Genomic DNA, 21,460 nt, shown 5'->3' with positions numbered 1-21,460 from the left:
CTCTGCCCCGCGCCCCGAAGCTCTGGAGATATAAATTATTCCCCGTCGCCAGTTATTCCGTAGCATAGCCGGGAAAATCAGTCAAGGGCAGCGCCGCCGCAGGCGGTGCCAGAGGCACCCTTGACGGATTTCTCCCGGTTATGCTTTTTCCCGGTCAAGCGACGGGGATATAAATTCTCCAGAGCCGTTCCCCTTCCCGGGGGAAGGGGCGGAGGGGTTGGGCGAACTCTTGCTTTTCCCTAAACCAAAACAGAAATGGAGGCTCAACCAATGAAACGACCTTTAGCATACCTGACTGCCGCATGGAGCGGCGAGCCGGATGTTGATATGGAGCTGGCGGCCCACTACTGCCGTCTTACTTATGAGGCGGGCTTTTCCCCGATCTGCCCGCTCTTGTACCTGCCGCTGTTTTTGAATGACAGCGTTCCCGAGGAACATAAGGCCGGGATTGATATGCGCCGGGATATGCTGCGGCGCTCCCATACCCTGATCGTCTGCGGCAGCGCTGTGGACGAGGATGTAAAAAATGATATTGCGGTTGCCGGGCGGCTGGGCATTGCGGCGACCACACTGGAAGGGGTGCTTGCCGTGAAGGGACACGGCACCCCGGGCCATGCCGGACATTAAGCTGGGGAGCCTTTTCGACGGGATCGGCGTGTTCCCTCTGGCTGCTTCCCGGTGCGGTATCCGTCCGGTATGGGCCAGTGAGATTGAAAAAGCGCCCATCTCCATAACCAAAAGGCACTTTCCCGACATGGTGCATTTGGGGGATATTACGAAGGTGGACGGCGGGAAAATCCCACCTGTCCATATAATTACCTTCGGTTCCCCCTGTCAGAACCTTTCTCTGATCGGCAACCGCTCCGGCCTTGCCGGGGCAAAATCAAGCCTGTTCTATCAGGCGTTTCGTATCATACAGGAAATGAGGGATGCTACTGATAACCTATATCCAGCTATCGCTGTTTGGGAAAACGTCATGGGAGCGTTTTCTACAAATGACCGGATGGACTTTAGAGCCGTCCTATCCGCCTTCTCGGACACCGAAGTTCCAATGCCTCCTTCGGGAAGATGGGGAAACGCCGGAATGGTGCGAGGGGGAACGCCTGATGTGTGCTGGCGGCTCATGGACGCCCAGTATTGGGCAGGCTCCCGAAGGCTGGCACGAAGGCAGCGGATTTTCGTCGTGGCGGATTTTGGAGGCAGACGTGCCGCAGACATACTATTTAAGCCCCGTCCAATGCTCCCACTTCCTCCGCCTTGCGGAGAGGGCGGGCGGGCCGCCGCCGAAGGAGATCGAACAGCTTCTTTTGAAACAGGGCGGCAGATACCAGTCATCCACCCCTTTCAGTGCTTCCGTATGCGGGGAGCGGCAAAAAGGCAGGAAGAAACGGCCTTCCGAAACAGCTTCGGATTACCAACTGACCCTTTTCCCACTCTTTTAGCCAGTGATGTAACGCCCTTTGCCTTCTGGTATGAGGGCGACCCGGAGGGCGGCTGTATCCGTTTTCTGACGGAAACAGAAAGTGAACGGCTGATGGGGCTGCCGGAGGGCTGGACAAAGTACGGGGCGGACGGCGTGGAGATTCGGCCTCTGCAACGCTACAAGGCGCTGGGAAATGCGATTGCCCTCCCTTGCGCCGATTACATTATGGCCGGGATTTATGAGGTGCTGGCTGACCGGGCCGGAAAGGAGGAATGAGCCCATGTTTGAAGCCTATATAACCAATACAGCCCTATACCCCTTAATGGGGATCGAGGTAGGGACAACGGTACATTTCCCCATGACGACACAGGAGTTGCAGGCCGCCCTTGCCAAAATCGGGATAGACGGAAAACGGTACAGCGAAGTGTTCTTTACCAGCTTTGACAGTGATGTGCTGGGGCTCTACGATCATCTCTACGAATGTGAGAACATCGACGAGCTGAACGAGCTGGGCCACGCCCTGCTGGAAGTACGGGATAAGGGCGGACTGGAAACCTTTGAAGCCGCTCTTGTCTTAGGAAACCACACAAGGAGCGTGAAGGATTTGATAAACCTGACGCAGAACCTTGACCTGTACCGCTTTTACCCGGATATTTCTAATGATGAAGGGCTGGGCCGTCTTTACGCCGACGAGCTTGGGACTATCGACATACCGGAGCATATTCAGAACTACTTCGATTATGAGGCATACGGACGGGATGTGCGTATCAACGAGGGCGGCGTATTCGCTCCCGGTGGGTATGTCTCGGCAGTCCCGAAGGGCTTCAAGGAGTATTACCACGGGCCGCAGGACATTCCGCCGGAACACCGGATATTTGCCTATCCTGAAAAGGCCGAGCCTGTCCACTCCATTCTCGCTGCACTCAAACGGTTTCAAGAAGCCCCGCCCGCTCCGAAAAAGGACAAGGCGGGGCCTTCCCATGAAGAACGGTAAGACTTCGGGCCAGCATGGCCCGAAGCATGAAGGAGGTGCATACCATCAACTATTACCCTATCAATGAAGGAGCCGCCCGCCGGGCAAAGGAAATGAACAGCTTTTCCGACTACAAGGAAGGGAGCGCAACGGCGGAATACCGGGCAATGGTGGACAAGGCCGCCGCCATAGCGGAACAGCAGAAATCCCGGGTGGACCCCATGTACCATGAGAAGATCGACCATCTGTTAGACACCTACGCCCGCAAGCTGGCCGAAAACATGAACCAGGGCTTTGCCATTGACGCAAGGGTTCCCTCTGTGATGATCGCCGGACCTGCCAATTTCCCGGTGGGAAAGAAGGAAAAACAGAACCGGGCCCGGGACAGCAACATGGAGGAATGGCGGTATATTCAAGGGCTGCTGGATAAGATACGCAGTACCGGCATGGGCGGGATCAGCGCCGATGACCCGGCAGCGATTGAAAAGCTCCAGAAGAAGCTGGACGGGCTGGAACGCTCCCAGCTCATTATGAAGGAGGTCAACGCCTATTACCGCAAGCATGGCAAGCTGGATGGCTGTGCGCTGCTGTCGCCGGACCAGATCGAAAAGCTGAAAGCAAGCATGGCGGCAAACTGGCGGAGCGACCCGAGGCCCTTTGAAAGCTACCAGCTTACCAACAACAATGCGGAGATCCGCCGGGTAAAGACGCGTATCGAACAGCTCTCCAAACAGGCGCAGCGGGAGTTTTCCGGCTGGGAGTTCGACGGGGGCCGTGTGGAGATGAACCGGGAGGACAACCGCTTGCAGGTATTCTTTGATGGAAAGCCTGACGCGGACACCCGGGCCGAGTTGAAAAGCAGCGGTTTCCGCTGGGCTCCCAGTGTAGGCGCATGGCAGAGGCAGCTCACGGACAACGCCATCCGGGCGGCTGTCCGTCTGGAATGTATCAAGCCGCTGTCCGGCGAAAAGCCCTCCCAGCTTCAAAAGAAGCCCTCTATCTTGCAGACCATGCGGGAACAGGGCGAAAAAGTCCAGACGGAGCCGGAAAAGAAAGCTCCGTCCGGCAGAGATGCCGAGCGGTAAGCCTCGGGCCACATTGGCCCGAGGTTTTCTGTTCCCCGAGATTGTACGGGGGCCTCCCGGATAGCGGGAACCCCGACGGAAAGGAGGTTTTATGCAGGAAGAAGTAAACCAAAAAACGGTTGCCCTTTCGATCAGGACAACGAAGCTCACGGGAAAAGTGCTGGCTGCCGCTCTTGGGAAGGTAGCGCGGGCGCTGCAAAAGCACCACCGGAAGGCGCTGACCCCGCAGGGACGCCAGAGCGTAAAAAAGCTGATGAACCACTATGGCGGCAAAAGTGCCATGCCCTATGTAGGAGCTCCAAAGGATTTTGACCGGATTGCGAAGGAGTTCCATGTGGACTACGCTTTCCATAAAGTGAGCCCCGGTCATTACCTGCTGTTTTTCAAGGCTAATCAGGCGGACGCTATCACGGCGGCCTTCCAGAAGTACAGCGCAAAGGTGCTGAACAAAGAGCAGGACAAGGCTTCCATCCTCGGCCAGCTTCGGAAATTCACGGAGCAGATCAGGACACAGGCAAAGGAAAAGCAGCGGACCAGAGAGGCGGTGAAGGACGGACGTTGAGTGACAAGATCAGAAAATATGTGCTCCCAAACCTGCCGTACCTCTTTGTGTTCTGGTTTTTCTCCAAAATCGGGACGGCCTACCGGATCGCCCCCGGCACAGACTTCGGGACAAAGCTCATGGGGATGCTTGATACCTTCCCCAAAGCCTTTGAAACCTACTGGCCGGGGCAGGGAGGTATTGACCTGCTGGTGGGCCTTGCCGGTGCGGCTGGGATGTATCTGCTGATACAGTCAAAGATCAGGCAGGCGAAAAAATTCCGGCGGGATGCGGAGTACGGCACCGCCCGCTTTGGAACAAAGGAAGATATAAAGCCATTTGTTGACCCTAAATTTCAGAACAATGTCATTCTGACCGGGACGGAGTTCCTTACCATGAACACCCGTCCGAAGATACCCGCCAATGCCCGGAACCTAAACGCCTGTGTCATCGGATCGTCCGGCTCGGGAAAGACAAGGTTCTGGCTGACCCCGCAGCTCCTTCAAGCCCATTCCTCGTATGTGGTGGTAGACCCGAAGGGCGGCACCCTCGACCAGTGCGGGCGGTTTCTGCAATGGGAGAAATACAGGGTGCGGGTGTTCAACAGTATCGACTTTTCAAAATCCATGCACTACAATCCGCTGGCCTATGCGCGACACGAGGTCGCGTAATTAAACTGTTCGGCATTGACCGAACCTGTTATTCCATTAGCAGTAGCCTATCGTCACCGAAGCGGCTGGCAACGGCCGTGAGGCAGCATGGCGAGAAAAGGCAGCCCTCCCGAAAGGGTCAAGCCGAAACCGCGAGGCAGAGGCGAAAAGCTGGAAGCAACGTCCGGCTGGGGAGCTTGGCTTGTGTAGTATGGTGAATGTAAGTAAATCGCTGTTAAACGTCGTTAGTGGGAACCAGGCTAAAGTTGCTGATAAGCCTGAACCAAAAGGTGTGCAGTCGGATGTTCCCCTGTAAGCTGGGAACACATGGACAAACAGGACTGCCGGCGGATAGGCGGCACCTAACCTACACGGTTGATTACGTGAAACGTGGTAAGCCCGCGCTTTCTCCGATATTCGGAAAGCTGACCGCAAGGAAAGCCGATAGAAACGCGGGTAAGGAACGCTGGAAAAAGCGAATGCCGACCTTGTAATGAGGACGGATAGGGATTGAAACAGTATCCCACGCGAAAGCGGGCTGACTTCCAGCAGGTCTATCTTTACGAGAGAATTTACAGAACTTTTGAGAGGAGGAATCGCAAATGAACAGAAAACTGTGTGCGCCTGCTGACAAGGCACAAAGCTGGGAATCCATTGATTGGAAAAAAGCGGAGGCCTATGTTAAAAAGCTGCAAATGCGTATCGTAAAGGCTCAAAAAGGCGGTCATTACAACAAGGTGAAATCTCTGCAATGGCTGTTGACGCACTCTTTCTATGCCAAGGCATTGGCGGTGAAGCGTGTGACAAGTAATAAAGGCAAAAATACCGCTGGTGTAGACCATGAATTATGGAAAACGCCAAAAGGCAAATTCGAAGCGATTGACAAACTCAAACGCCGGGGCTATCAGCCCCAACCTCTCAGACGGGTGTACATCCCGAAGAAAAACGGAAAATTACGCCCGCTGAGTATTCCAACGATGACAGACCGCGCCAGGCAGACATTATATAAGTTTGCATTGGAACCATTGGCAGAAACTCTGGCAGACCCGAACTCCTACGGCTTTAGAATTGGAAGAAGCACACACGATGCTATCGGGCAATGCTTCAACGATTTGTGCAGAGCCGGTTCCCCTCAATGGATTTTGGAGGGAGACATTAAGGGTTGCTTTGACCACATCAGCCATAACTGGCTGCTGGCAAATATCCCAATGGACAAGGAAATGCTCGAAAAGTGGCTGAAATGTGGCTTTGTGGAGACCAAAAAGCTCTTTCCAACAGAGGAAGGAACCCCACAGGGCGGCACAATATCGCCAGTCTTGATGAACATGACCTTAGACGGTCTGGAGCGGATTCTAAAAGAAAGATTCCCTATGAGACGGACGGTGGCAGGTAAAACTGTTTACGACCAGATTAACTTCGTGCGATATGCCGACGACTTTATCGTTACCGGAAAAAGCCCGGAAACTCTACGTAACGAGGTTATCCCGCTCATCAAGGACTTTCTGGCGGAACGCGGCCTGCAACTCTCCGAGGAAAAAACGGTAATCACACATATCAGCGACGGTTTTGATTTTCTTGGACAGAACGTTCGGAAATACAACGGAAAATTGCTCATTAAGCCGTCAAAGAATGCGATAAAATCCTTCCTCAAAAAAGTGCGGACTATCGTTAGGGAGAACAAAACAGCCACACAGGACTTGCTCATTCGCAAGTTAAATCCTGTCATTCGTGGTTGGGTCAACTACCATCGCTATGTAGTTTCTGCGGATATTTTTGGATTGGTTGACCACAGGATTTTCGAGTGCCTATGGAGGTGGGCTTGCCGCAGACACAAGCGAAAAGGTAGGAAATGGATTGCCAACAAATACTGGCACCATATTGATAACCGAACGTGGACGTTTGCAACAGAGCCTGCTTTCCGCGGTAAAGATTTCGATGAAAAATACCTCAAGCTGGAATACGCGGCAAATACTAAAATCATCCGATTCAGGAAAATCGCCGCCGAAGCTAACCCATTCGATGAAAAATGGACGGGATATTATGAGGAACGTGACGGAGAAAGAATGCTGAACAGTACCAAAGGACGGGAGAAACTCGTTAAAATCTGGAACAACCAGAAACGGTGCTGCCCTGTATGCGGAGAAAGAATTACATCCGAAACAGGATTCAAGACGCATTTTAGCACCGAAAACAACAGGAAATGGCCCGCTATTATGGTACATCCCTGGTGTCACCGAAATCTGCATGAACCAGGTTACTTGATTTGAGCCGGGTTTCGTTTTATACGAGGCCTTACGATAGGCTTGAGCCGTATGACGGGAAACTGTCACGTACGGTTCTTAGGGGAGGGGCTGGCAGTAATGCCAGTCTCTTACCCGACATCAAGACAGAAAGCGATGTTTTGAAATTTGTTACCGCCCTGATTGCCAACACCAAAGGCGACGGCAAGGAGGGCGACGAGTTCTGGACAAAAGCAGAAACCCTCTTGTACTGCGCCCTTGTGTCCTACATCGTCTTTGAGGGGCCGGAGGAAGAACGCAACATGAATACGCTGGTGGAAATGATAAACAGCATGGAAGTCCGGGAGGATGACGAAACCTTCAAAAACGCGGTGGACTATATGTTTGACGGGTTGGAACGTCGCAGCCCCCAGCACTTCGCCGTGAGGCAGTATAAGAAATACAAGCTCGCCAGCGGCAAGACAGCCAAAAGCATTTTGATTTCCTGCGGTGCAAGACTGGCTCCCTTTGATATTCCCCAACTTCGGGAGATCATGTCTTATGACGAACTGGAGCTGGATAAGCTGGGGGATGAAAAATCAGCGCTGTTCTTTCTTATCAGCGACACGGACACCACCTACAACTTTTTGGTTGCCCTCGCTTTTTCGCAGATGTTCAACCTTCTGTGTGAACGGGCTGACAACACCTATGGCGGGCGTCTGCCCTATCATGTGCGGGTGCTGTGGGACGAGGCTGCCAACACCGGGCAGGTGCCGGGGCTGGAAAAGATTGTGGCCGTCATCCGCTCCCGTGAGATCAGCCTGACGCTTTTTTATCAGGCAATGAGCCAGTGCAAGGCATTGTACAAAGACCATTCCGAAACCATCATGGGCAACATGGACAGTATCGTATTCCTCGGAGGCCGGGAGGCTTCCACCCTAAAGGATATTTCGGAAAACTGGCTGGGCAGGGCCACCATCTCTATGCAGACCGAGGGCCGAAGCCGTGGACAGTCTGAAAGTTACAGCCAGAATATGCAGCGGCTTGGCCGGGAACTGATGACCACCAGCGAGATCACCACCATGCCCGGGGATAAATGTATCTTGCAGCTTAGGGGGCTCCCGCCCTTCCTGTCCCCGAAGTATGACTTGAAAAAGCACCCGAATTACAAGTACACAGCCGAATTTGATAAAAAGAAAAACGCCTTCCGCTTGGAAAGCCTGTTCCGCCACCGGCCATTGAGACTAAAGCCGGAGGACGAATACACGGTGTACGAAGTGGACGGCTCCGACACGGACGAAGAAGCTGACCTGTTGAATTTCGATGATCTGGACAGCGACGAGTTTGTGTAACTTCGGGCCATGATGACCCGAAGCGCCGCCGATGTGGGCGGCTTTTTTTGTACCCAAAACCATCAAACAAACAAAATGGAGGAACGTATATGGAATTTTTCAATCAGGCAATCGACATTCTTAAAATTCTGGTCATGGCTCTTGGCGCCGGTCTGGCGGTGTGGGGCGTCATCAACCTTCTGGAAGGTTACGGGTCGGACAACCCTGCGGCAAAAAGCCAGGGCATTAAGCAGCTCATGGCTGGCGGCGGTGTCGTTCTGATCGGCCTTCAGCTTATCCCTCTGCTGTCCGGCCTGTTCAGCTAAGTGTCACCCGTTGTCCCTTTTTCCAGAAAAGGAGCTGATGTATGGACTTTATCATCGACGCAATCGTTGAATGGCTGAAAGGTCTGCTCGTCGATGGTATCATGGGAAATCTGGACGGCCTTTTCGATAACGTCAATCAGAGCGTTGGCGAGATCGCCACACAGGTAGGCACGACCCCGGCGGACTGGAACGCCGGGGTCTTTTCCATGATACGACAGATCTCCGAAACTGCCATCCTGCCAATCGCCGGGGTCATCCTCACTTTTGTAATGACCTATGAGCTGATACAGATGCTCATAGAACGCAACAACCTCCATGAAGTTGACACATGGATGTTTTTTAAGTGGGTGTTCAAAACCTTTGTGGCTGTGATGATCCTGACGAATACCTTCAATATCGTGCTGGCGGTCTTTGATGTGAGCCAGCATGTGATACAGCAGTCAGCGGGCATTATCCAGAACGGGACAGAGATCACGCCGGATGTGCTGGACAGTCTGCGGACAGAACTTGAAGCGATGGAGTTGGGTCCTCTGTTCGGACTCTGGCTACAATCCTTCCTGATCCAGCTTACCATGATTGCCTTAAATATCGTGATCTTCGTCATCGTATATGGCCGTATGACTGAAATCTATTTACTCACAAGTCTAGCGCCTATCCCGTTTGCCACAGTCCCCAACAGGGAAACCGGACACATGGGGCAGAACTATTTCCGCTCCCTCTTTGCGGTGGGCTTTCAAGGTCTATTGATCTTAGTCTGTGTCGCCATCTATGCGGTGCTGATCCAAAGTATCGCCACCGACGGCGACCCCATCGGGGCGATCTGGGGCTGTGTGGGATATACGGTGCTGCTGTGTTTTACCTTATTCAAAACAGGCAGTCTTGCAAAATCCATCTTCGGCTGCCATTAAGAGACTTCGGGCCATGATGACCCGAAGCGGAAAGGAGGATCATGCCGAAAGAAAAATTTTCGATAATCTATGCAGATCCACCGTGGCGGTATGAGCAGAAAAACAGGCAGGGATCAGCAGAGCTTCATTATCCCACTATGAGTATTGAAGAAATCTGTTCCCTTCCAGTGGCCGACTTGGCCGCAAAAGACAGCGTTTTGTTTCTGTGGGCAACATTCCCACAACTGCCGGAAGCCTTAAAGGTCATTAAAGCATGGGGCTTTTCTTATCGTTCTGTGGCTTTTGTATGGATAAAGAGGAACCGGCGCTCCTACTCATGGTTTTACGGTCTGGGGTATTGGACCAGAGGCAATGCAGAAATTTGTCTTTTAGCAGTAAAAGGACATCCGAAGCGTAAGTCTGCCGGTGTTCATCAGCTTATTGTTTCCCCGATAGAGCGCCACAGCAAAAAGCCGGACGAGGCCAGGCGGAAAATTGTAGAACTGATGGGCGATATACCACGAGTGGAATTGTTCGCCAGAGAAAAAAAGCCCGGATGGGACGTGTGGGGAAACGAAGTTGAAAGCACTGTAAACTTGTAACAGTTTCGGGCTATGCTGACCCGAAGCGGAAAGGAGAAATCCATGCAGGAAAAAACTGCGGGCGGAACACCAGCCGCCCCTATAAAGCTGGATGTAAGCGTGCGGGTCATCGAACCTGTGAAAAATCTCTTGGGCTTTGCCAGCGTGAAATTCAATGACTGCTTTGTGGTGGAAAATCTGAAAATCGTACAGGGCAGCAAGGGGCTCTTTCTTGGGATGCCCAGCCAGCCAGACGGCAAAGGCGGCTACCGGGATATGGCCTACCCTGTCACAAAGGAGTTCCGGGAACAGCTCAATACCGCTGTTCTGCAAGCCTATGAGGCAAAGCTGGAACAGATGGCGGAGCGCGGCTCTGTGGGGCGTGCGTCCATCAGCGACCAGCTCAAAGCCGGGAAAGCGGCTGCCGAGCAGGCAAAGGCAGAACGGCCCCCGAAGGAAAAGCCCAGCCGTGGGGCGGAGCGTTGACCTCGGGCCATAATGGCCCGAAGCAGAAAGGAGGCGGGAACCATGCCACGCAAACGGGCGGGCTATGACGCGGCCTGCTATTACGACGGAAAACTGCTGGGGCGCTGTACCAAAGCGGACAGCGACGCCTATACCCTGTTGATGAACGCCTGCGGCGGGGAGGCCGCCCGTGTCCTTCGGGAATATGCCTATTTTTCCCCGGAACTGAAAGCCATCTTAGAAAAGGCAGCGCTCATGCAGGCGGATCGGAGCCGGACGGGCGGAATGTTCCATGCGCCGAAAAACTCCCCGTGGGGCGAGGTGCAGAGCTGTGAAACCCTCTGTCCGGGGGTGTTTCTGGTATCTACCGCCAGCCACGGCGGAACGATGGTGGCAAATGAGGTAGCCGCCGTCCTCGCCCCAGCAGCGAAAAAGTGCGGCTTCAAGGACAAGGGCTATATCTGCTATGAGGAGGACGCACAGGAAAGTGTGGTGCTCCGGGAGTTGCTGGACAAAAAGCTATGGAACATCCCTGACCGCATTAAGGACAAAGAACAGTTTGAAGAAAAACTCAATCAGTCCATCCGGCAGTATAACCCCGAATACTGGCGGGCAAGGCAGAGCGGACGCAAGGCCGCCGAAGTTGCCCGCAGTACAACCCCGGCCAAAGAAGCCGCAAGATAACCTCGGGCCATGATGGCCCGAAGCAGTAAAGGAGGTGTACCCAAATGGCCTATGTGCCAGTACCAAAAGACCTTTCCAAAATCAAGACAAAGCTGGCCTTCAATCTGACGAAGCGCCAGCTTGTTTGTTTTTCCGGCGCAGCGGCGGTGGGGCTCCCGGCCTACCTGCTTTCCCGTGACAGTATCGGGAACAGCGCCGCCATGTTCCTGATGATCGGCCTCATGCTCCCGTTCTTCTTTCTGGCTATGTATGAGCGGGACGGCCTGCCGTTGGAAAAAGTGCTGAAAAACATCATCCGCACCCGGTTCCTCTATCCCCGTGTGCGGCCTTACAAAACCGAAAACTTCTATGCGCTGCTTAGCGCCAGAAAGGAGGCGCAGCCAATTGCGAAACAGCAGAAGGGCCGGAAAGCCCGCAGGCAGAAAGCCTGAAAAGCAGGGCCTTACCGGCCTGTTCACGAAAGGAAAAAACATTCCCACCACCGCCCAGCAGACCCTCCCTTACCGGGAAATGTACCGGGATGGGGTGTGCCGGGTAGCGGACCGCTATTACACCAAAACCATTGAATACGAGGACATCAACTACCAGCTCGCACAGTCCGAAGATCAGGCAGCCATCTTTGACGGGTGGAGCGCCTGCCTTAACTACTTTGACAGCAGCCTTCCGTTCCAGCTTTCCTTCCTCAACCACCGGAGCCGCCCGGGCAGCCGGTACAGCGTGAACATCCCCATGCAGGATGACGATTACAACAGCGTCCGGTGTGAGTATGTGGAAATGCTGGAAAACCAGATCGCCAAAAGCAACAACGGCATTGTCCGCACAAAGCTCCTGACCTTCGGCGTGAACGTGGACGACCTTCCCACCGCCAGGGCAAGGCTGGAACGTGTAGAGGCGGACATTTGCGGGAACTTCAAAAAGCTGGGCGTCAAGTGCCGCTCCCTTTCGGGGCTGGAACGGCTGGAGCTTCTTCACGGGCAGCTCCACCCCGGCAGCGGCTCCCCCTTCCGGTTTTCATGGGATATGATCCCAAAAACCGGGCTTTCCACCAAAGACTTTATCGCCCCGGACAGCTTCGACTTCCGTTTCAGCCGTCTGTTCCGGGTGGGGACGACTTGGGGCGCTGCCTCCTACTTGCAGATTTTGGCCTCGGAGCTCTCGGACAAGCTGCTGGCGGAGCTTTTGGAAATGGATGCGGAAATGACCATCACTCTCCATATCCAAACCGTCGATCAGGCCGCCGCCGTAAAATCCATCAAGGCCAAAGTCTCCGACATTGACAAGATGAAGGTGGAGGAACAAAAGAAGGCAGCCCGATCCGGGTACGACATGGACATACTTCCACCCGACCTTGTAACGTACAGCAACGACGCAAAGACCCTTCTGGAAGATTTACAGAGCCGGAATGAAAGAATGTTCCTGCTGACCTTCCTTGTGGTAAACATGGCCCCGACCCGCCGGGAGCTGGACAACGACCTGTTCACGGTGTCCGGTATCGTCCAGAAATACAACTGCACCTTGAAGCGGCTGGACTTCCAGCAGGAGGACGGTTTTCTTTCCAGCCTTCCGCTGGGTCATAACGGCATTGAGATCAAGCGCGGCATGACGACCAGCTCCACGGCCATTTTCGTTCCCTTTATGACGCAGGAGCTCCGCATGGATGGCGAAGCCGTCTATTACGGGCTCAATGCACTTTCCCATAACGTCATCATGGCAAACCGGAAAAAGCTCAAAAACCCCAACGGCCTGTTCCTCGGCGTGCCGGGCTCCGGCAAATCCTTTGCCGCAAAGCGGGAACTTGTGAACGTGTTCCTCGCCACCCGTGACCGGATCATTGTGGTTGACCCGATGGGCGAATACTCGCCCCTTATCAAGCGGCTGGGCGGACAGGTCATCGAGATCGCCCCGGACAGCCCCCACCACATCAACCCGATGGACATTGATTTGAGCTTCGACGAGGAAAACCCGATGGCGCTGAAAGCCGACTTTATCCTGTCGCTGATGGAGCTGATCGTCGGCGGCAAGGACGGCTTGCAGCCAGTGGAGCGTACCGTTATTGACCGCTGTGTGCGCCAGATGTACCGGGAACACTTGCAGGACCCGAAAACAAGCAAAATGCCGACCCTCCAAACCCTGTATGACCTGCTCTGTTCCCAGCCGGAGGGCGAGGCGGTACGGCTGGCAACTGCCCTTGAAATTTATGTGTCGGGTTCCCTTAACGTGTTCAACCATGAAACAAACGTGGACCTGAACCGCCGTCTGGTATGCCTTGACTTAAAAAAGCTGGGGGCCGGGCTTCGGACGATTGCCATGCTCATTATGCAGGACTTGGTAAACTCGCAGGTGTCCATGAATTTCCTCCGTGGTATCGCTACATGGTGCTACTTTGACGAATTTCATGTGCTGCTCCGTGACCGTCTGACGGCAAGCTATTGTGTGGCGATCTGGAAAATGCTGCGAAAAAAAGGGTGCGTTCCCAGTGCTTTAACGCAGAACGTGAAGGATTTTCTGGCAAGCCCGGAGATCGAGAACATCTTTGAAAACTCGGACTTCCTTGTGCTGCTCTCGCAGGCACAGGGGGACCGGCAGATTTTAGCCAAACAGCTTGGGATCAGCCCCCACCAGCTTTCCTATGTGACCCATACCAATTCCGGCGAAGGGCTGCTGTTCTTCGGGAATACCACCATCCCGTTTGTTGACCGCTTCCCGCAGAACACAGAGCTGTACGCCATTATGACCACCCGCCCGGAGGATAAAAAACAGGAAATGAACCGGGCATAACGCACTTCGGACCATGATGGCCCGAGGTTTGGAAAGGAGGGATACATCATCGGAAAGAAACCGGACAAACGGAATTTTCAGAGGCCGGGGCCGACGGAGGATACCGGGGGCAATCGCCCCGAACCGGCTGAACGGGAGGGGCCTTCCCCCGCACCGTCCCGACGCCTGCGGTTTGAGGACGAGGATACCGGGCAGGACAGTCCTTCGGGCCACGATGGCCCGAAGTCCAAAAGCGGTAAGTTTCAAGAGGACAGCCGGAAAAGCCGTCCCTCTGACCGCATGAGGCAGGAAGATGAAGCGGGCGGGCCGCAGGATACCGGCAAGGCACAGGAGCCGGAGGGCTCCGCCGAGAAGGCCGGGAGCAAAAAGGACAAGTACCAGAAAGCACAGGCAAAAGCGGAACACGCCGGGGAAAAGCTGGGAAAGGCCCGGGAGAAACTGGACAAGACCGAGGCAAAACGGGCAGCGAAGAAGCCGCCGGGGCTTGCGAAGAAAGCTGTTCGGGGAGCCCGCACCGAAGCATGGTTTTATCTCCACAACAAAATCCACGAAGTTGAGCATGAAAATGTGGGTGTGGAAGGAGCCCATAAGTCGGAACTTGTGGCCGAAGCAGGAGCCCGGAAACTGACCCGCTATGCCAAACGGAGATACCGGGAGCACCCGGCCCGGAAGGTGGCAAAGTGGGAACGGAAGGACATAAAAGCCCGGGCCAATATGGATTTTCATAAGATGGTCTCCGAGCACCCGGAGCTTGCCAGCAATCCGCTTTCCCGTGTGCAGCAGAAATGGAAACTGAAACGCCGGTATTCCAAAGAAGCAAAAGTAGCTGCAAAACAGGGCGCAAAGACCGCAAAGAAAACCGCTGCCGCTTCGGGAACTGCGACCCGCCGGGCGGCGCAGTTTGTGACCCGTCATCCCGTGGCGGTGCTGGTCCTGCTCCTGCTGTTGCTGCTCTGTTTTCTTGTGTCGGCGGTAAGCTCCATCTTTCCCACGCTTGGCAGCGGCCTTGCCAATGCGTTATCCGGCACCTCCTACGCCTCGGAGGATACGGATCTGCTGGGGGTGGACGAGGACTACACGGCGCTGGAAAACGAGCTGGTGCAGACGGTAGCGAACATTGAAAGCACCCATCCCGGCTATGACGAGTACCGCTATTCCGTGGACGAGATCGGCCATAACCCCTATGAGCTGGCGTCCTATTTCTCTGCAAAGTACCATGTCTATTTCCGGGAACAGGTGCAGGACGAGCTGCGGGAGATTTTCGAGGCACAGTATGAACTGACCTTGACGGAGGAAGTCGAGATACGCTACCGCACCGAAACCAGCACCGACCCGGAGACCGGGGAAACCACCACCGAGGAAGTCCCCTATGAGTATTACATTCTCAATGTGACCCTCACAAACAAGACGCTGCCCGCCGTGATCCTGCCGAGGCTTAACGAACAGCAGCGGGAAATCTACATCGTTATGCAGCAGCTCAAAGGCAACAAGCCCTATCTGTGGGAAGGGATTTACAACGGCGGCGAAGATACCGGCCCCAGCTATGAGATACCCGGCGAGGCACTGGATGACCCGGCTTTTGCGGCGCTCATGGAAGAAGCCACAAAGTACATCGGCTGGCCCTATGTGTGGGGCGGATCCAGCCCGTCCACCTCCTTTGACTGTTCGGGCTTTGTCTGCTGGGTGTACACGGCCAGCGGCGTCCACAACCTGCCCCGTACCACGGCGCAGGGCATTTACAACCAGTGTGCTATCATTTCCCCCTCCGAGGCAAAGCCCGGCGACATTATCTTTTTCACGGGAACCTATGACAGCCCCGGCCCTGTGTCCCATGTGGGGATTTATGTGGGCGACGGGATGATGCTTCATTGTGGTTCGCCCATCCAATACGCAAACATCAATTCAAGCTACTGGCAGACACATTTCTATGCCTTCGGGCGTTTGTGAGCCAGAGGAAAGGAGTCCTTGCATGAACAAGATCGACAAGCTCGATAAGGAACTGGAAAAAGCCCGGGAGAAGGCTGCCGAGTGGCAGGCCAAAATCCGGGAGCTGGAAAAGCAGAAACAGGAGGAAGAAAACAGCCAGATCGTACAGGCGGTGCGCTCCCTCAAACTGACACCCGCCCAGCTTATGGCTTTTCTGAATGACCCCAAAAACAGCCTTACCGCTTCGGGCCATACTGACCCGAAGCCGGAGGCACCCGAAAAGGAGGACACAGCCCATGAATAAAACTAAATACCGCAGGCTGGCGGCGATAACTGCCAGCCTTTTGTGTTGCCTGATCTTTACGGTCCCGGCTTACGCCCAGAGCAATGAGCCGCAGCCCGAGGCCACTCCCGCTCCGGTGGAAACCGAAGCGGAGCCGGAAACCCAGAACCCCTTTACCCCGGACGGGACGGGAACCGTGGTGGACAACGCCACCGACGAGGATGGAAAGGAGTTCTACACCATCACCACCGCAGACGAGAGCGTGTTTTATCTGGTGATCGACAAACAGAAAACCAGCGAGAACGTCTATTTCCTCAATACCGTTACCACAGACGACCTTCTGCCTCTTGCCGAACAGGGTAAGGAACCGCCCAAAGAAGTGACCCCGGAGCCAGAGCCAAAGCCCACCGAACCTGTGGAGGAAGTACCGGAACCCGAGCCGGAGAAAAAGGACAGCCCCCTTCTCTCTCTGCTCCTGATCGGCGCGGTGGTGCTGGCCGGCGGTGGGATTGGTTACTATTTCAAGATTTACAAGCCGAAGCATGAGGCCCCGGATTTGGAGGATGATTACTGCGAATATGAGGACGGGGAGCTGGAGGAGATCGCAGAGGAACCCGAGGACGAAGATACCCCGCCGTGGGAGGAAGATACGGAGGAATGAGAATGAATTTTACAAGCAGCCCTTTTGAACGAATGATGAAGGAAGTACCGCACCCCGGCTGGGACAATGACGATCCTTGTAAGGGATGCCGTTACTACAAGGAGTGCAAAGGAAAGAAAAAACAGTGCCGGAAGAAGTTCCGGGCGCTGATCGTGGAGCCCCGCCCTTCGGGCCATCGTGGCCCGAAGTCATAAATGGACGCCCGGGAGCTGACCCGTGACGAGAAGAAAAAAATCCGCACTCTGGTCACGGGGATGTGCGCCAACTATGACCGGGAAAGCGGCCTGTGCCTTCCTCTTGACTGTGCCTGCTATATGCTGCACAAGTGCTGGACAGGGGCGTACTGCCGTTATTTCCGTGAGGCTGTCCTGCCCCTTAACCCGGAGCTTCAAGCGTCGCTGACAACGGAAGGCATCTCCCCGGAGCTGCGGGCCTGTGCGGTCTGCGGAAAGGCGTTTTTGCCCGAGGGGCGTCAAGCCTACTGTTCCGACGCCTGCAAGACCGAAGGGAACCGCCGGAAAAGCCGGGAACGCATGAGGAAAATGCGGGAGAAAAGGCCGGGCGGCTGTTACGATTTGCCGCCTCCAAAGGCTTGACATTCCGGGCTTTTTTGAGGGTGTTTCCGGGGTGGGAATATCTTATTACATTCCTCCCCGGTCTGCCCTCTTATTTCGTAACATCCAGCACTTCGGGTCATGTTAGCCCGAGGCACAGAAAGGAGGTATTTCTTGGAGACAGTACAAGGATATGTGATTTTGAAAGCTGCCACCTTTGAAACCGGACACGGTTTTGTGCTGGGGCATAATCCGGGAGCGCCGAGCCCCTTTGTGACCTGGCAGTTTACCGAGGGGGAAAACGGCCATCGGGATTACTACTGGGGTCGCTATGGAAACAGCCAGGCATGGGCGCAGCGGGACTTTGACCGCCGGGTGGACGACTATCAGCAGCTTTACCATGCGGCGGTCAAGCATACCGAGCTGGGACCGGAGGGCGTTTACCGCTATTATTCCACCCAGCGGCCCGTGGACATAGGCACCTACCCGAAGCCGCCGGATAACCAGCCTCTTTCCATCGTCAACTACGATGATGACAGGCGGCGTCCTGTGGCAGACGGCAGGCTGATGGCATGGGGCGAACTGACCTACGCAAAGCCGCTGACCGAAAAGCAGATGGAGGATTATGAACTGAAACCAGCACCGGGCAATCCTGACCGGGTGCGCCCATCCATTACCGCCCGGCTCAAAGAAGGAACCAGAGGGCAGGAACCCCAGAAGGAGCCCGGCCAGAAGCGGAGCCATAAAAACCATGAGGAACGATAAAGGAGGATCGCCATGCACGAAAAAGACAACTATCTGAAAACCGCCGAGCTCTCCACGGAGCAGAACTGCAACATGATCGACGGCGTACCCAACAACACGCCCATCCCGCCCACGCCCCCGGAGCTGGACGCAAAACTGCTGGATAAGGTAAAGGAGCCCAAAGAGCGCCGGAAAGGCCGGGAGCTGGAACGCTGATGGAGAACCGCAAGCGGAATGTCCATCTGCACGTCATGGTAACGCCGGACGAGCTGGCAGCCATCCATGAACGGATGGCCGAGGCGGGCATTTCCAACGCCGGGGCCTATGTGCGAAAAATGGCTCTGAACGGGTATATCCTGCACATCGACCTTGCGCCCGTAAAAGAATTGATTTCTCTGCAACGGCGCTGTTCCAACAATCTCAATCAGGTCGCCGTACACGCACACACCTATGGCGTGTACCCGGAGGAAATCGACGGATTGAAGCGGGACTATGAAAAGCTGTGGGGCGAGGTGTCAAAGGTGCTGCGGGAGCTTTCCGAGCTGGTGGCAAAGTAAGACGAGGGCGGCAGGCTTCCGTTGCGGGGCTTGCCGCCCTGTTCTTTTTTTACCACTTCGGGCCAGTATGACCCGAAGGTTTGGGACAGGATTTACTAATCTTTCGCAACATTTATGTCCCCGGGCAGGCATGATAAAATAGAGGTAGAAAGGATAGATAAAGGAGGTTTTGAAGATGAAGATACTGCTGAAAATATTGGTCGCTCCCTTTGCTTTAGCGTTGTCCCTTCTGGCGGCTCTGCTGGTGTTCCTGTTTGATATTTGTGCCGTCCTGCTGACGATTGCCTCTGTGATTCTGGTGGTGCTGGGTGTCGTTCTCTTTTTCACGCCGACGCCCATAGGCGGGATTGTATTTCTGTTTCTTGCCTTCCTTCTTTCGCCGTATGGACTGCAAGCGGCGGCGGGCTCCCTTCTTTGGGCGCTGGACGGAGGCAAATCCGCTCTGTACCGGTTTCTGGCAAGTTAAGCAGCCTCGGGCCATACTGGCCCGAAGTTGGGGCGGTCTGGATGGGCCGCCCCTTTCTCATGGAAAGGAGGGATGATTTTTGGCTACCACAACTTTGTTACAGCGCCATGCGGGCGAAGGCGAAACGATTGCTGAGGCAATCCGGGATTGTCTGGACTATGGCAAGGACCCGGAGAAAACAGAAAGCGGAAAGTATATCTCCGCTTATGAATGTGATCCGGCCACCGTGGCGGACGAGTTTCTTTTGGCAAAGGCCAGCTATGCCGCTATGACGGGCCGGGAACAGAAAAAAGAAAATGATGTGCTGTGCTATCAGATACGACAATCCTTCTATCCGGGCGAGATCACCCCGAAGGAGGCGAACCGTATCGGCTATGAGTTGGCTATGCGCTGGACGAAGGGGCGGCACGCTTTTATCGTTACCACGCATACCGACAAGCAGCACATCCATTGTCACATTTATTACAACTCCACCACCCTTGACTGCACCCGGAAATTCCGAAACTTTTGGGGCTCCAGCTTCGCCCTCCGTCGGCTCTCTGACAGGCTGTGCCTTGAAAACGGGCTATCCATCGTGGAGAACCCGAAGCCCCGGAGCAAGGGTAAGTATCGGAATTATGGAGAATGGCAGAAAGAACGAAAAGGACCGCTTTCCTATCAGGACAGGCTGCGCCTCGCCATTGATACTGCGCTGGCGGAGCACCCCGCTGATCTGGACGAATTTCTCAATTTGATGAAGCGGGCCGGGTATGAGGTCAAGAAGGTTCGGGGCGGCGGTATCAGTTTCCGGCTGACCGGGCAAGGGCAGGAACGCTTCACCCGTCTGCGTGCCTCCACGCTGGGGGACGGCTACGACTTGCAAGATGTTCTGTCCGCCATTGAGGGCAAAGAAAAACGCCCCGGACATTCGGAGCGGAAAATCAGTCTGGCGGTGGATATTCAAGCAAAACTGGCTGCCGGTAAGGGACCGGGATATGAACGCTGGGCGAAGGTATTTAACATTAAGCAGATGGCCGCTGCCCTTGCCTATATACAGGACAATGGACTGACCGATTATGAGCAGTTGGCACAGAAAGCCACCGAGGCGGCAGACCGTTTCCATGCCATTTCCGAGCAGATCAAGCAGACGGAACAGGCCATGAAAACCAATGCCGGACTAAAGGCCGCAACGGTTCAGTATGCCAAAACCCGTCCGGTCTTTGAGCAGTATAAGGCGACGAAGTACAGCCGGAAATTCCTTGCGGAGCATGAGGCCGACCTTGAACTGTACCGGGCTGCACAAGCGGAAATGCGCTCTCTGCTGGGCGGGGCGAAGCTCCCTAAAATGGATGTGCTGAAGGAGGAAGGCCGCAAGCTCACAGCAAAGAAAAAACAGCTCTATGGAGAATACCAGAAGGCACGACGGGATATGCAGGAGATCGTCACGATCAAGGCGAACATTGACACTTTGATGGGCTACACCGAGCCGGGCAGAAAGCATGAAAAGGAGCGTTGAGATTATGAAAACAAGGAGCAAAGCGACGCTGACACTTCGGGCCATGTTGGCCCGAAGATACGGGTTTGGGGCGAGCCCCAACAAGCCGCCTTTGTGCCACTTGTGGTCACAGAGGCATTGCTTGCCACTTAGCGGCAGCCCCTAAAATAGCGCAAAAAAACAGAGGCCCTTATTCTGGAACCTCCGTTTCTCTGGCTTTCTTAATGCCCTCGGCTGTGGCTTCTATTACGACAAGCTCTTTTTCATTCATGGAGTTTAGAAGCACATCAATGTGCTTTCTGCAAGAGCTTGACCTTGCCCCTCCGTCCGCATGAATAAACTGGTCAACTGAAACGTCAAACATGGTAATGAGTTTAACAAAAAGGTCAAAGCTGGGATACTGACCTTTGTTCTCAATATTCATAATGGTACGGGAGTCACGGTCTACTAATTCCGCAACATAGGCTTGTGTCCAGCCCTTTTCTTCTCGGGCTCTTTTGAGAGCCGCCCCGAGGCCGTGAAAGTCAAACCTTCTTTCATCTTGGTTCATTCTCATATCACCCTATATCATTCTACATTTCGTGTTAGATTATGAGAATGTAATGAAATTTTACATTAAGTAGTATTTTATTTCGTATCCGTATAGGCTCTAACTTGTGCTATTGGAGTTGGAGAACTATAATATATTTTGTAAATAGTTATATTCCATTGAATAAGATCGCCCAAAATAGAGCGTGCACTTTGTAGGATAAATTAAAATTGTACTGGTTGAGATCCTTTATGCTATGAAAATAGCAGGTATTTAGCTTGTCCCTAAAATTACGGATAGACTAACAGATCGACACTATAATT

Annotated in this window: 24 protein-coding genes and 2 pseudogenes; 25 read left to right on the top strand and 1 reads right to left on the bottom strand. The window is 54.3% G+C overall.

The genetic code is table 11. From position 1 onward, the window contains the following. The first annotated feature begins 270 nt into the window (after nt 1-270). From LKD41_RS14190 to LKD41_RS14070, 25 genes and pseudogenes are all read left to right on the top strand, one after another. Nucleotides 271-627, top strand: coding sequence for a DUF7768 domain-containing protein (locus LKD41_RS14190; RefSeq protein ID WP_015555151.1), 357 nt, complete (start codon nt 271-273; stop codon nt 625-627). After that, on the top strand, nt 614-1,699 hold the full coding sequence (locus tag LKD41_RS14185; RefSeq protein WP_012741700.1) for a DNA cytosine methyltransferase: 1,086 nt from the start codon (nt 614-616) through the stop codon (nt 1,697-1,699). The genes LKD41_RS14190 and LKD41_RS14185 overlap by 14 nt, the downstream gene beginning before the upstream one ends. Before the next feature lie 4 nt (nt 1,700-1,703). Then, a complete protein-coding gene (locus LKD41_RS14180) occupies nt 1,704-2,417 on the top strand; it encodes an antirestriction protein ArdA (RefSeq protein WP_227701525.1) in 714 nt (237 codons plus the stop codon). 14 nt (nt 2,418-2,431) lie between these two features. Continuing rightward, on the top strand, nt 2,432-3,481 hold the full coding sequence (locus LKD41_RS14175) for a hypothetical protein (RefSeq protein WP_334302637.1): 1,050 nt from the start codon (nt 2,432-2,434) through the stop codon (nt 3,479-3,481). A gap of 91 nt (nt 3,482-3,572) precedes the next feature. Next, nucleotides 3,573-4,043 carry a PcfB family protein gene (locus tag LKD41_RS14170; protein ID WP_015567070.1) on the top strand — a complete coding sequence of 157 codons (471 nt, stop codon included), beginning with the start codon at nt 3,573-3,575 and terminating at the stop codon, nt 4,041-4,043. After that, a pseudogene (locus LKD41_RS14165) lies at nt 4,040-4,684 on the top strand (type IV secretory system conjugative DNA transfer family protein); the annotation flags it as partial. The gene LKD41_RS14170 and the pseudogene LKD41_RS14165, both read left to right, overlap by 4 nt. Before the next feature lie 590 nt (nt 4,685-5,274). Continuing rightward, the gene (ltrA, locus tag LKD41_RS14160; protein ID WP_227701523.1) at nt 5,275-6,939 is read left to right on the top strand and encodes a group II intron reverse transcriptase/maturase; all 1,665 of its coding nucleotides are present in this window, start codon (nt 5,275-5,277) and stop codon (nt 6,937-6,939) included. A 113-nt stretch (nt 6,940-7,052) separates the two neighbouring features. Further along, nucleotides 7,053-8,243: pseudogene (locus tag LKD41_RS14155) on the top strand (VirD4-like conjugal transfer protein, CD1115 family); the annotation flags it as partial. An 89-nt stretch (nt 8,244-8,332) separates the two neighbouring features. After that, complete coding sequence (locus tag LKD41_RS14150; protein ID WP_016306504.1) at nt 8,333-8,548, top strand: Maff2 family mobile element protein; 216 nt, start codon at nt 8,333-8,335, stop codon at nt 8,546-8,548. Between the two features lie 41 nt (nt 8,549-8,589). Further along, nucleotides 8,590-9,456: a VirB6/TrbL-like conjugal transfer protein, CD1112 family gene (locus LKD41_RS14145; RefSeq protein WP_009901636.1), complete on the top strand. Its 867-nt coding sequence runs from the start codon at nt 8,590-8,592 to the stop codon at nt 9,454-9,456. A 41-nt stretch (nt 9,457-9,497) separates the two neighbouring features. Beyond that, nucleotides 9,498-10,037: an MT-A70 family methyltransferase gene (locus LKD41_RS14140; RefSeq protein WP_023042361.1), complete on the top strand. Its 540-nt coding sequence runs from the start codon at nt 9,498-9,500 to the stop codon at nt 10,035-10,037. Nucleotides 10,038-10,079: 42 nt separating this feature from the next. Further along, the gene (locus tag LKD41_RS14135) at nt 10,080-10,502 is read left to right on the top strand and encodes a SpoVG family protein (protein WP_227701522.1); all 423 of its coding nucleotides are present in this window, start codon (nt 10,080-10,082) and stop codon (nt 10,500-10,502) included. A 9-nt stretch (nt 10,503-10,511) separates the two neighbouring features. Then, nucleotides 10,512-11,165 (top strand): DUF7007 domain-containing protein, encoded by a 654-nt coding sequence (locus LKD41_RS14130; protein WP_227701527.1) that lies wholly within the window; start codon nt 10,512-10,514, stop codon nt 11,163-11,165. A gap of 44 nt (nt 11,166-11,209) precedes the next feature. Further along, nucleotides 11,210-11,596 carry a PrgI family protein gene (locus LKD41_RS14125; RefSeq protein WP_016306500.1) on the top strand — a complete coding sequence of 129 codons (387 nt, stop codon included), beginning with the start codon at nt 11,210-11,212 and terminating at the stop codon, nt 11,594-11,596. After that, nucleotides 11,514-13,943 (top strand): VirB4-like conjugal transfer ATPase, CD1110 family, encoded by a 2,430-nt coding sequence (locus LKD41_RS14120; protein WP_431978792.1) that lies wholly within the window; start codon nt 11,514-11,516, stop codon nt 13,941-13,943. Before LKD41_RS14125 ends, LKD41_RS14120 begins: the two co-directional genes overlap by 83 nt. 279 nt (nt 13,944-14,222) lie before the next feature. After that, on the top strand, nt 14,223-15,890 hold the full coding sequence (locus LKD41_RS14115) for a C40 family peptidase (protein WP_227701521.1): 1,668 nt from the start codon (nt 14,223-14,225) through the stop codon (nt 15,888-15,890). A 22-nt stretch (nt 15,891-15,912) separates the two neighbouring features. Then, on the top strand, nt 15,913-16,173 hold the full coding sequence (locus LKD41_RS14110; RefSeq protein ID WP_227701520.1) for a DUF4315 family protein: 261 nt from the start codon (nt 15,913-15,915) through the stop codon (nt 16,171-16,173). Further along, entirely contained in the window at nt 16,166-16,813 is a 648-nt protein-coding gene (locus LKD41_RS14105; protein WP_227701519.1) for a DUF4366 domain-containing protein, read from the top strand. The genes LKD41_RS14110 and LKD41_RS14105 overlap by 8 nt, the downstream gene beginning before the upstream one ends. Before the next feature lie 2 nt (nt 16,814-16,815). Beyond that, nucleotides 16,816-17,007, top strand: coding sequence for a hypothetical protein (locus LKD41_RS14100; protein WP_003500082.1), 192 nt, complete (start codon nt 16,816-16,818; stop codon nt 17,005-17,007). Beyond that, entirely contained in the window at nt 17,008-17,409 is a 402-nt protein-coding gene (locus LKD41_RS14095) for a cysteine-rich VLP protein (protein ID WP_227701518.1), read from the top strand. Between the two features lie 99 nt (nt 17,410-17,508). After that, nucleotides 17,509-18,132 carry a hypothetical protein gene (locus tag LKD41_RS14090; RefSeq protein ID WP_431978791.1) on the top strand — a complete coding sequence of 208 codons (624 nt, stop codon included), beginning with the start codon at nt 17,509-17,511 and terminating at the stop codon, nt 18,130-18,132. 12 nt (nt 18,133-18,144) lie between these two features. Further along, nucleotides 18,145-18,327 (top strand): DUF4316 domain-containing protein, encoded by a 183-nt coding sequence (locus LKD41_RS14085; RefSeq protein ID WP_227701516.1) that lies wholly within the window; start codon nt 18,145-18,147, stop codon nt 18,325-18,327. Then, the gene (locus LKD41_RS14080; protein ID WP_015553878.1) at nt 18,327-18,668 is read left to right on the top strand and encodes a plasmid mobilization protein; all 342 of its coding nucleotides are present in this window, start codon (nt 18,327-18,329) and stop codon (nt 18,666-18,668) included. Before LKD41_RS14085 ends, LKD41_RS14080 begins: the two co-directional genes overlap by 1 nt. Nucleotides 18,669-18,843: 175 nt before the next feature. Then, entirely contained in the window at nt 18,844-19,134 is a 291-nt protein-coding gene (locus LKD41_RS14075) for a CD1845 family protein (RefSeq protein WP_195277966.1), read from the top strand. A gap of 79 nt (nt 19,135-19,213) precedes the next feature. After that, nucleotides 19,214-20,629: a relaxase/mobilization nuclease domain-containing protein gene (locus tag LKD41_RS14070; protein ID WP_227701515.1), complete on the top strand. Its 1,416-nt coding sequence runs from the start codon at nt 19,214-19,216 to the stop codon at nt 20,627-20,629. Nucleotides 20,630-20,798: 169 nt separating this feature from the next. Here LKD41_RS14070 and LKD41_RS14065 read toward each other — a convergent pair whose 3' ends face one another. After that, entirely contained in the window at nt 20,799-21,158 is a 360-nt protein-coding gene (locus tag LKD41_RS14065) for a helix-turn-helix transcriptional regulator (RefSeq protein ID WP_036626676.1), read from the bottom strand. Between the last annotated feature and the right edge of the window lie 302 nt (nt 21,159-21,460).

Origin of the sequence: Roseburia sp. CLA-AA-H209, assembly GCF_020687575.1 — a bacterium.
Taxonomy (GTDB): Bacteria; Bacillota; Clostridia; order Lachnospirales; family Lachnospiraceae; genus Roseburia_C; species Roseburia_C amylophila.
Note: the sequence above shows the minus strand (reverse complement) of the source record. Positions and strands in the feature narration are given on the sequence as shown.

What these genes read in the sequence shown, in the direction of transcription:
- LKD41_RS14190 (WP_015555151.1), top strand. Translation starts at nt 271, where the DNA reads ATGAAACGACCTTTAGCATACCTGACTGCCGCATGGAGCGGCGAGCCG.
- LKD41_RS14075 (WP_195277966.1), top strand. Translation starts at nt 18,844, where the DNA reads ATGAAGATACTGCTGAAAATATTGGTCGCTCCCTTTGCTTTAGCGTTG.
- LKD41_RS14115 (WP_227701521.1), top strand. Translation starts at nt 14,223, where the DNA reads ATGAGGCAGGAAGATGAAGCGGGCGGGCCGCAGGATACCGGCAAGGCA.
- LKD41_RS14135 (WP_227701522.1), top strand. Translation starts at nt 10,080, where the DNA reads ATGCAGGAAAAAACTGCGGGCGGAACACCAGCCGCCCCTATAAAGCTG.
- LKD41_RS14095 (WP_227701518.1), top strand. Translation starts at nt 17,008, where the DNA reads ATGGACGCCCGGGAGCTGACCCGTGACGAGAAGAAAAAAATCCGCACT.
- LKD41_RS14140 (WP_023042361.1), top strand. Translation starts at nt 9,498, where the DNA reads ATGCCGAAAGAAAAATTTTCGATAATCTATGCAGATCCACCGTGGCGG.
- LKD41_RS14125 (WP_016306500.1), top strand. Translation starts at nt 11,210, where the DNA reads ATGGCCTATGTGCCAGTACCAAAAGACCTTTCCAAAATCAAGACAAAG.
- LKD41_RS14185 (WP_012741700.1), top strand. Translation starts at nt 614, where the DNA reads ATGCCGGACATTAAGCTGGGGAGCCTTTTCGACGGGATCGGCGTGTTC.
- LKD41_RS14145 (WP_009901636.1), top strand. Translation starts at nt 8,590, where the DNA reads ATGGACTTTATCATCGACGCAATCGTTGAATGGCTGAAAGGTCTGCTC.
- LKD41_RS14105 (WP_227701519.1), top strand. Translation starts at nt 16,166, where the DNA reads ATGAATAAAACTAAATACCGCAGGCTGGCGGCGATAACTGCCAGCCTT.
- LKD41_RS14090 (WP_431978791.1), top strand. Translation starts at nt 17,509, where the DNA reads ATGTTAGCCCGAGGCACAGAAAGGAGGTATTTCTTGGAGACAGTACAA.
- LKD41_RS14100 (WP_003500082.1), top strand. Translation starts at nt 16,816, where the DNA reads ATGAATTTTACAAGCAGCCCTTTTGAACGAATGATGAAGGAAGTACCG.
- LKD41_RS14110 (WP_227701520.1), top strand. Translation starts at nt 15,913, where the DNA reads ATGAACAAGATCGACAAGCTCGATAAGGAACTGGAAAAAGCCCGGGAG.
- LKD41_RS14065 (WP_036626676.1), bottom strand. Translation starts at nt 21,158, where the DNA reads ATGAACCAAGATGAAAGAAGGTTTGACTTTCACGGCCTCGGGGCGGCT.
- LKD41_RS14085 (WP_227701516.1), top strand. Translation starts at nt 18,145, where the DNA reads ATGCACGAAAAAGACAACTATCTGAAAACCGCCGAGCTCTCCACGGAG.
- LKD41_RS14120 (WP_431978792.1), top strand. Translation starts at nt 11,514, where the DNA reads ATGCGCTGCTTAGCGCCAGAAAGGAGGCGCAGCCAATTGCGAAACAGC.
- LKD41_RS14175 (WP_334302637.1), top strand. Translation starts at nt 2,432, where the DNA reads ATGGCCCGAAGCATGAAGGAGGTGCATACCATCAACTATTACCCTATC.
- LKD41_RS14080 (WP_015553878.1), top strand. Translation starts at nt 18,327, where the DNA reads ATGGAGAACCGCAAGCGGAATGTCCATCTGCACGTCATGGTAACGCCG.
- LKD41_RS14150 (WP_016306504.1), top strand. Translation starts at nt 8,333, where the DNA reads ATGGAATTTTTCAATCAGGCAATCGACATTCTTAAAATTCTGGTCATG.
- ltrA (WP_227701523.1), top strand. Translation starts at nt 5,275, where the DNA reads ATGAACAGAAAACTGTGTGCGCCTGCTGACAAGGCACAAAGCTGGGAA.
- LKD41_RS14180 (WP_227701525.1), top strand. Translation starts at nt 1,704, where the DNA reads ATGTTTGAAGCCTATATAACCAATACAGCCCTATACCCCTTAATGGGG.
- LKD41_RS14170 (WP_015567070.1), top strand. Translation starts at nt 3,573, where the DNA reads ATGCAGGAAGAAGTAAACCAAAAAACGGTTGCCCTTTCGATCAGGACA.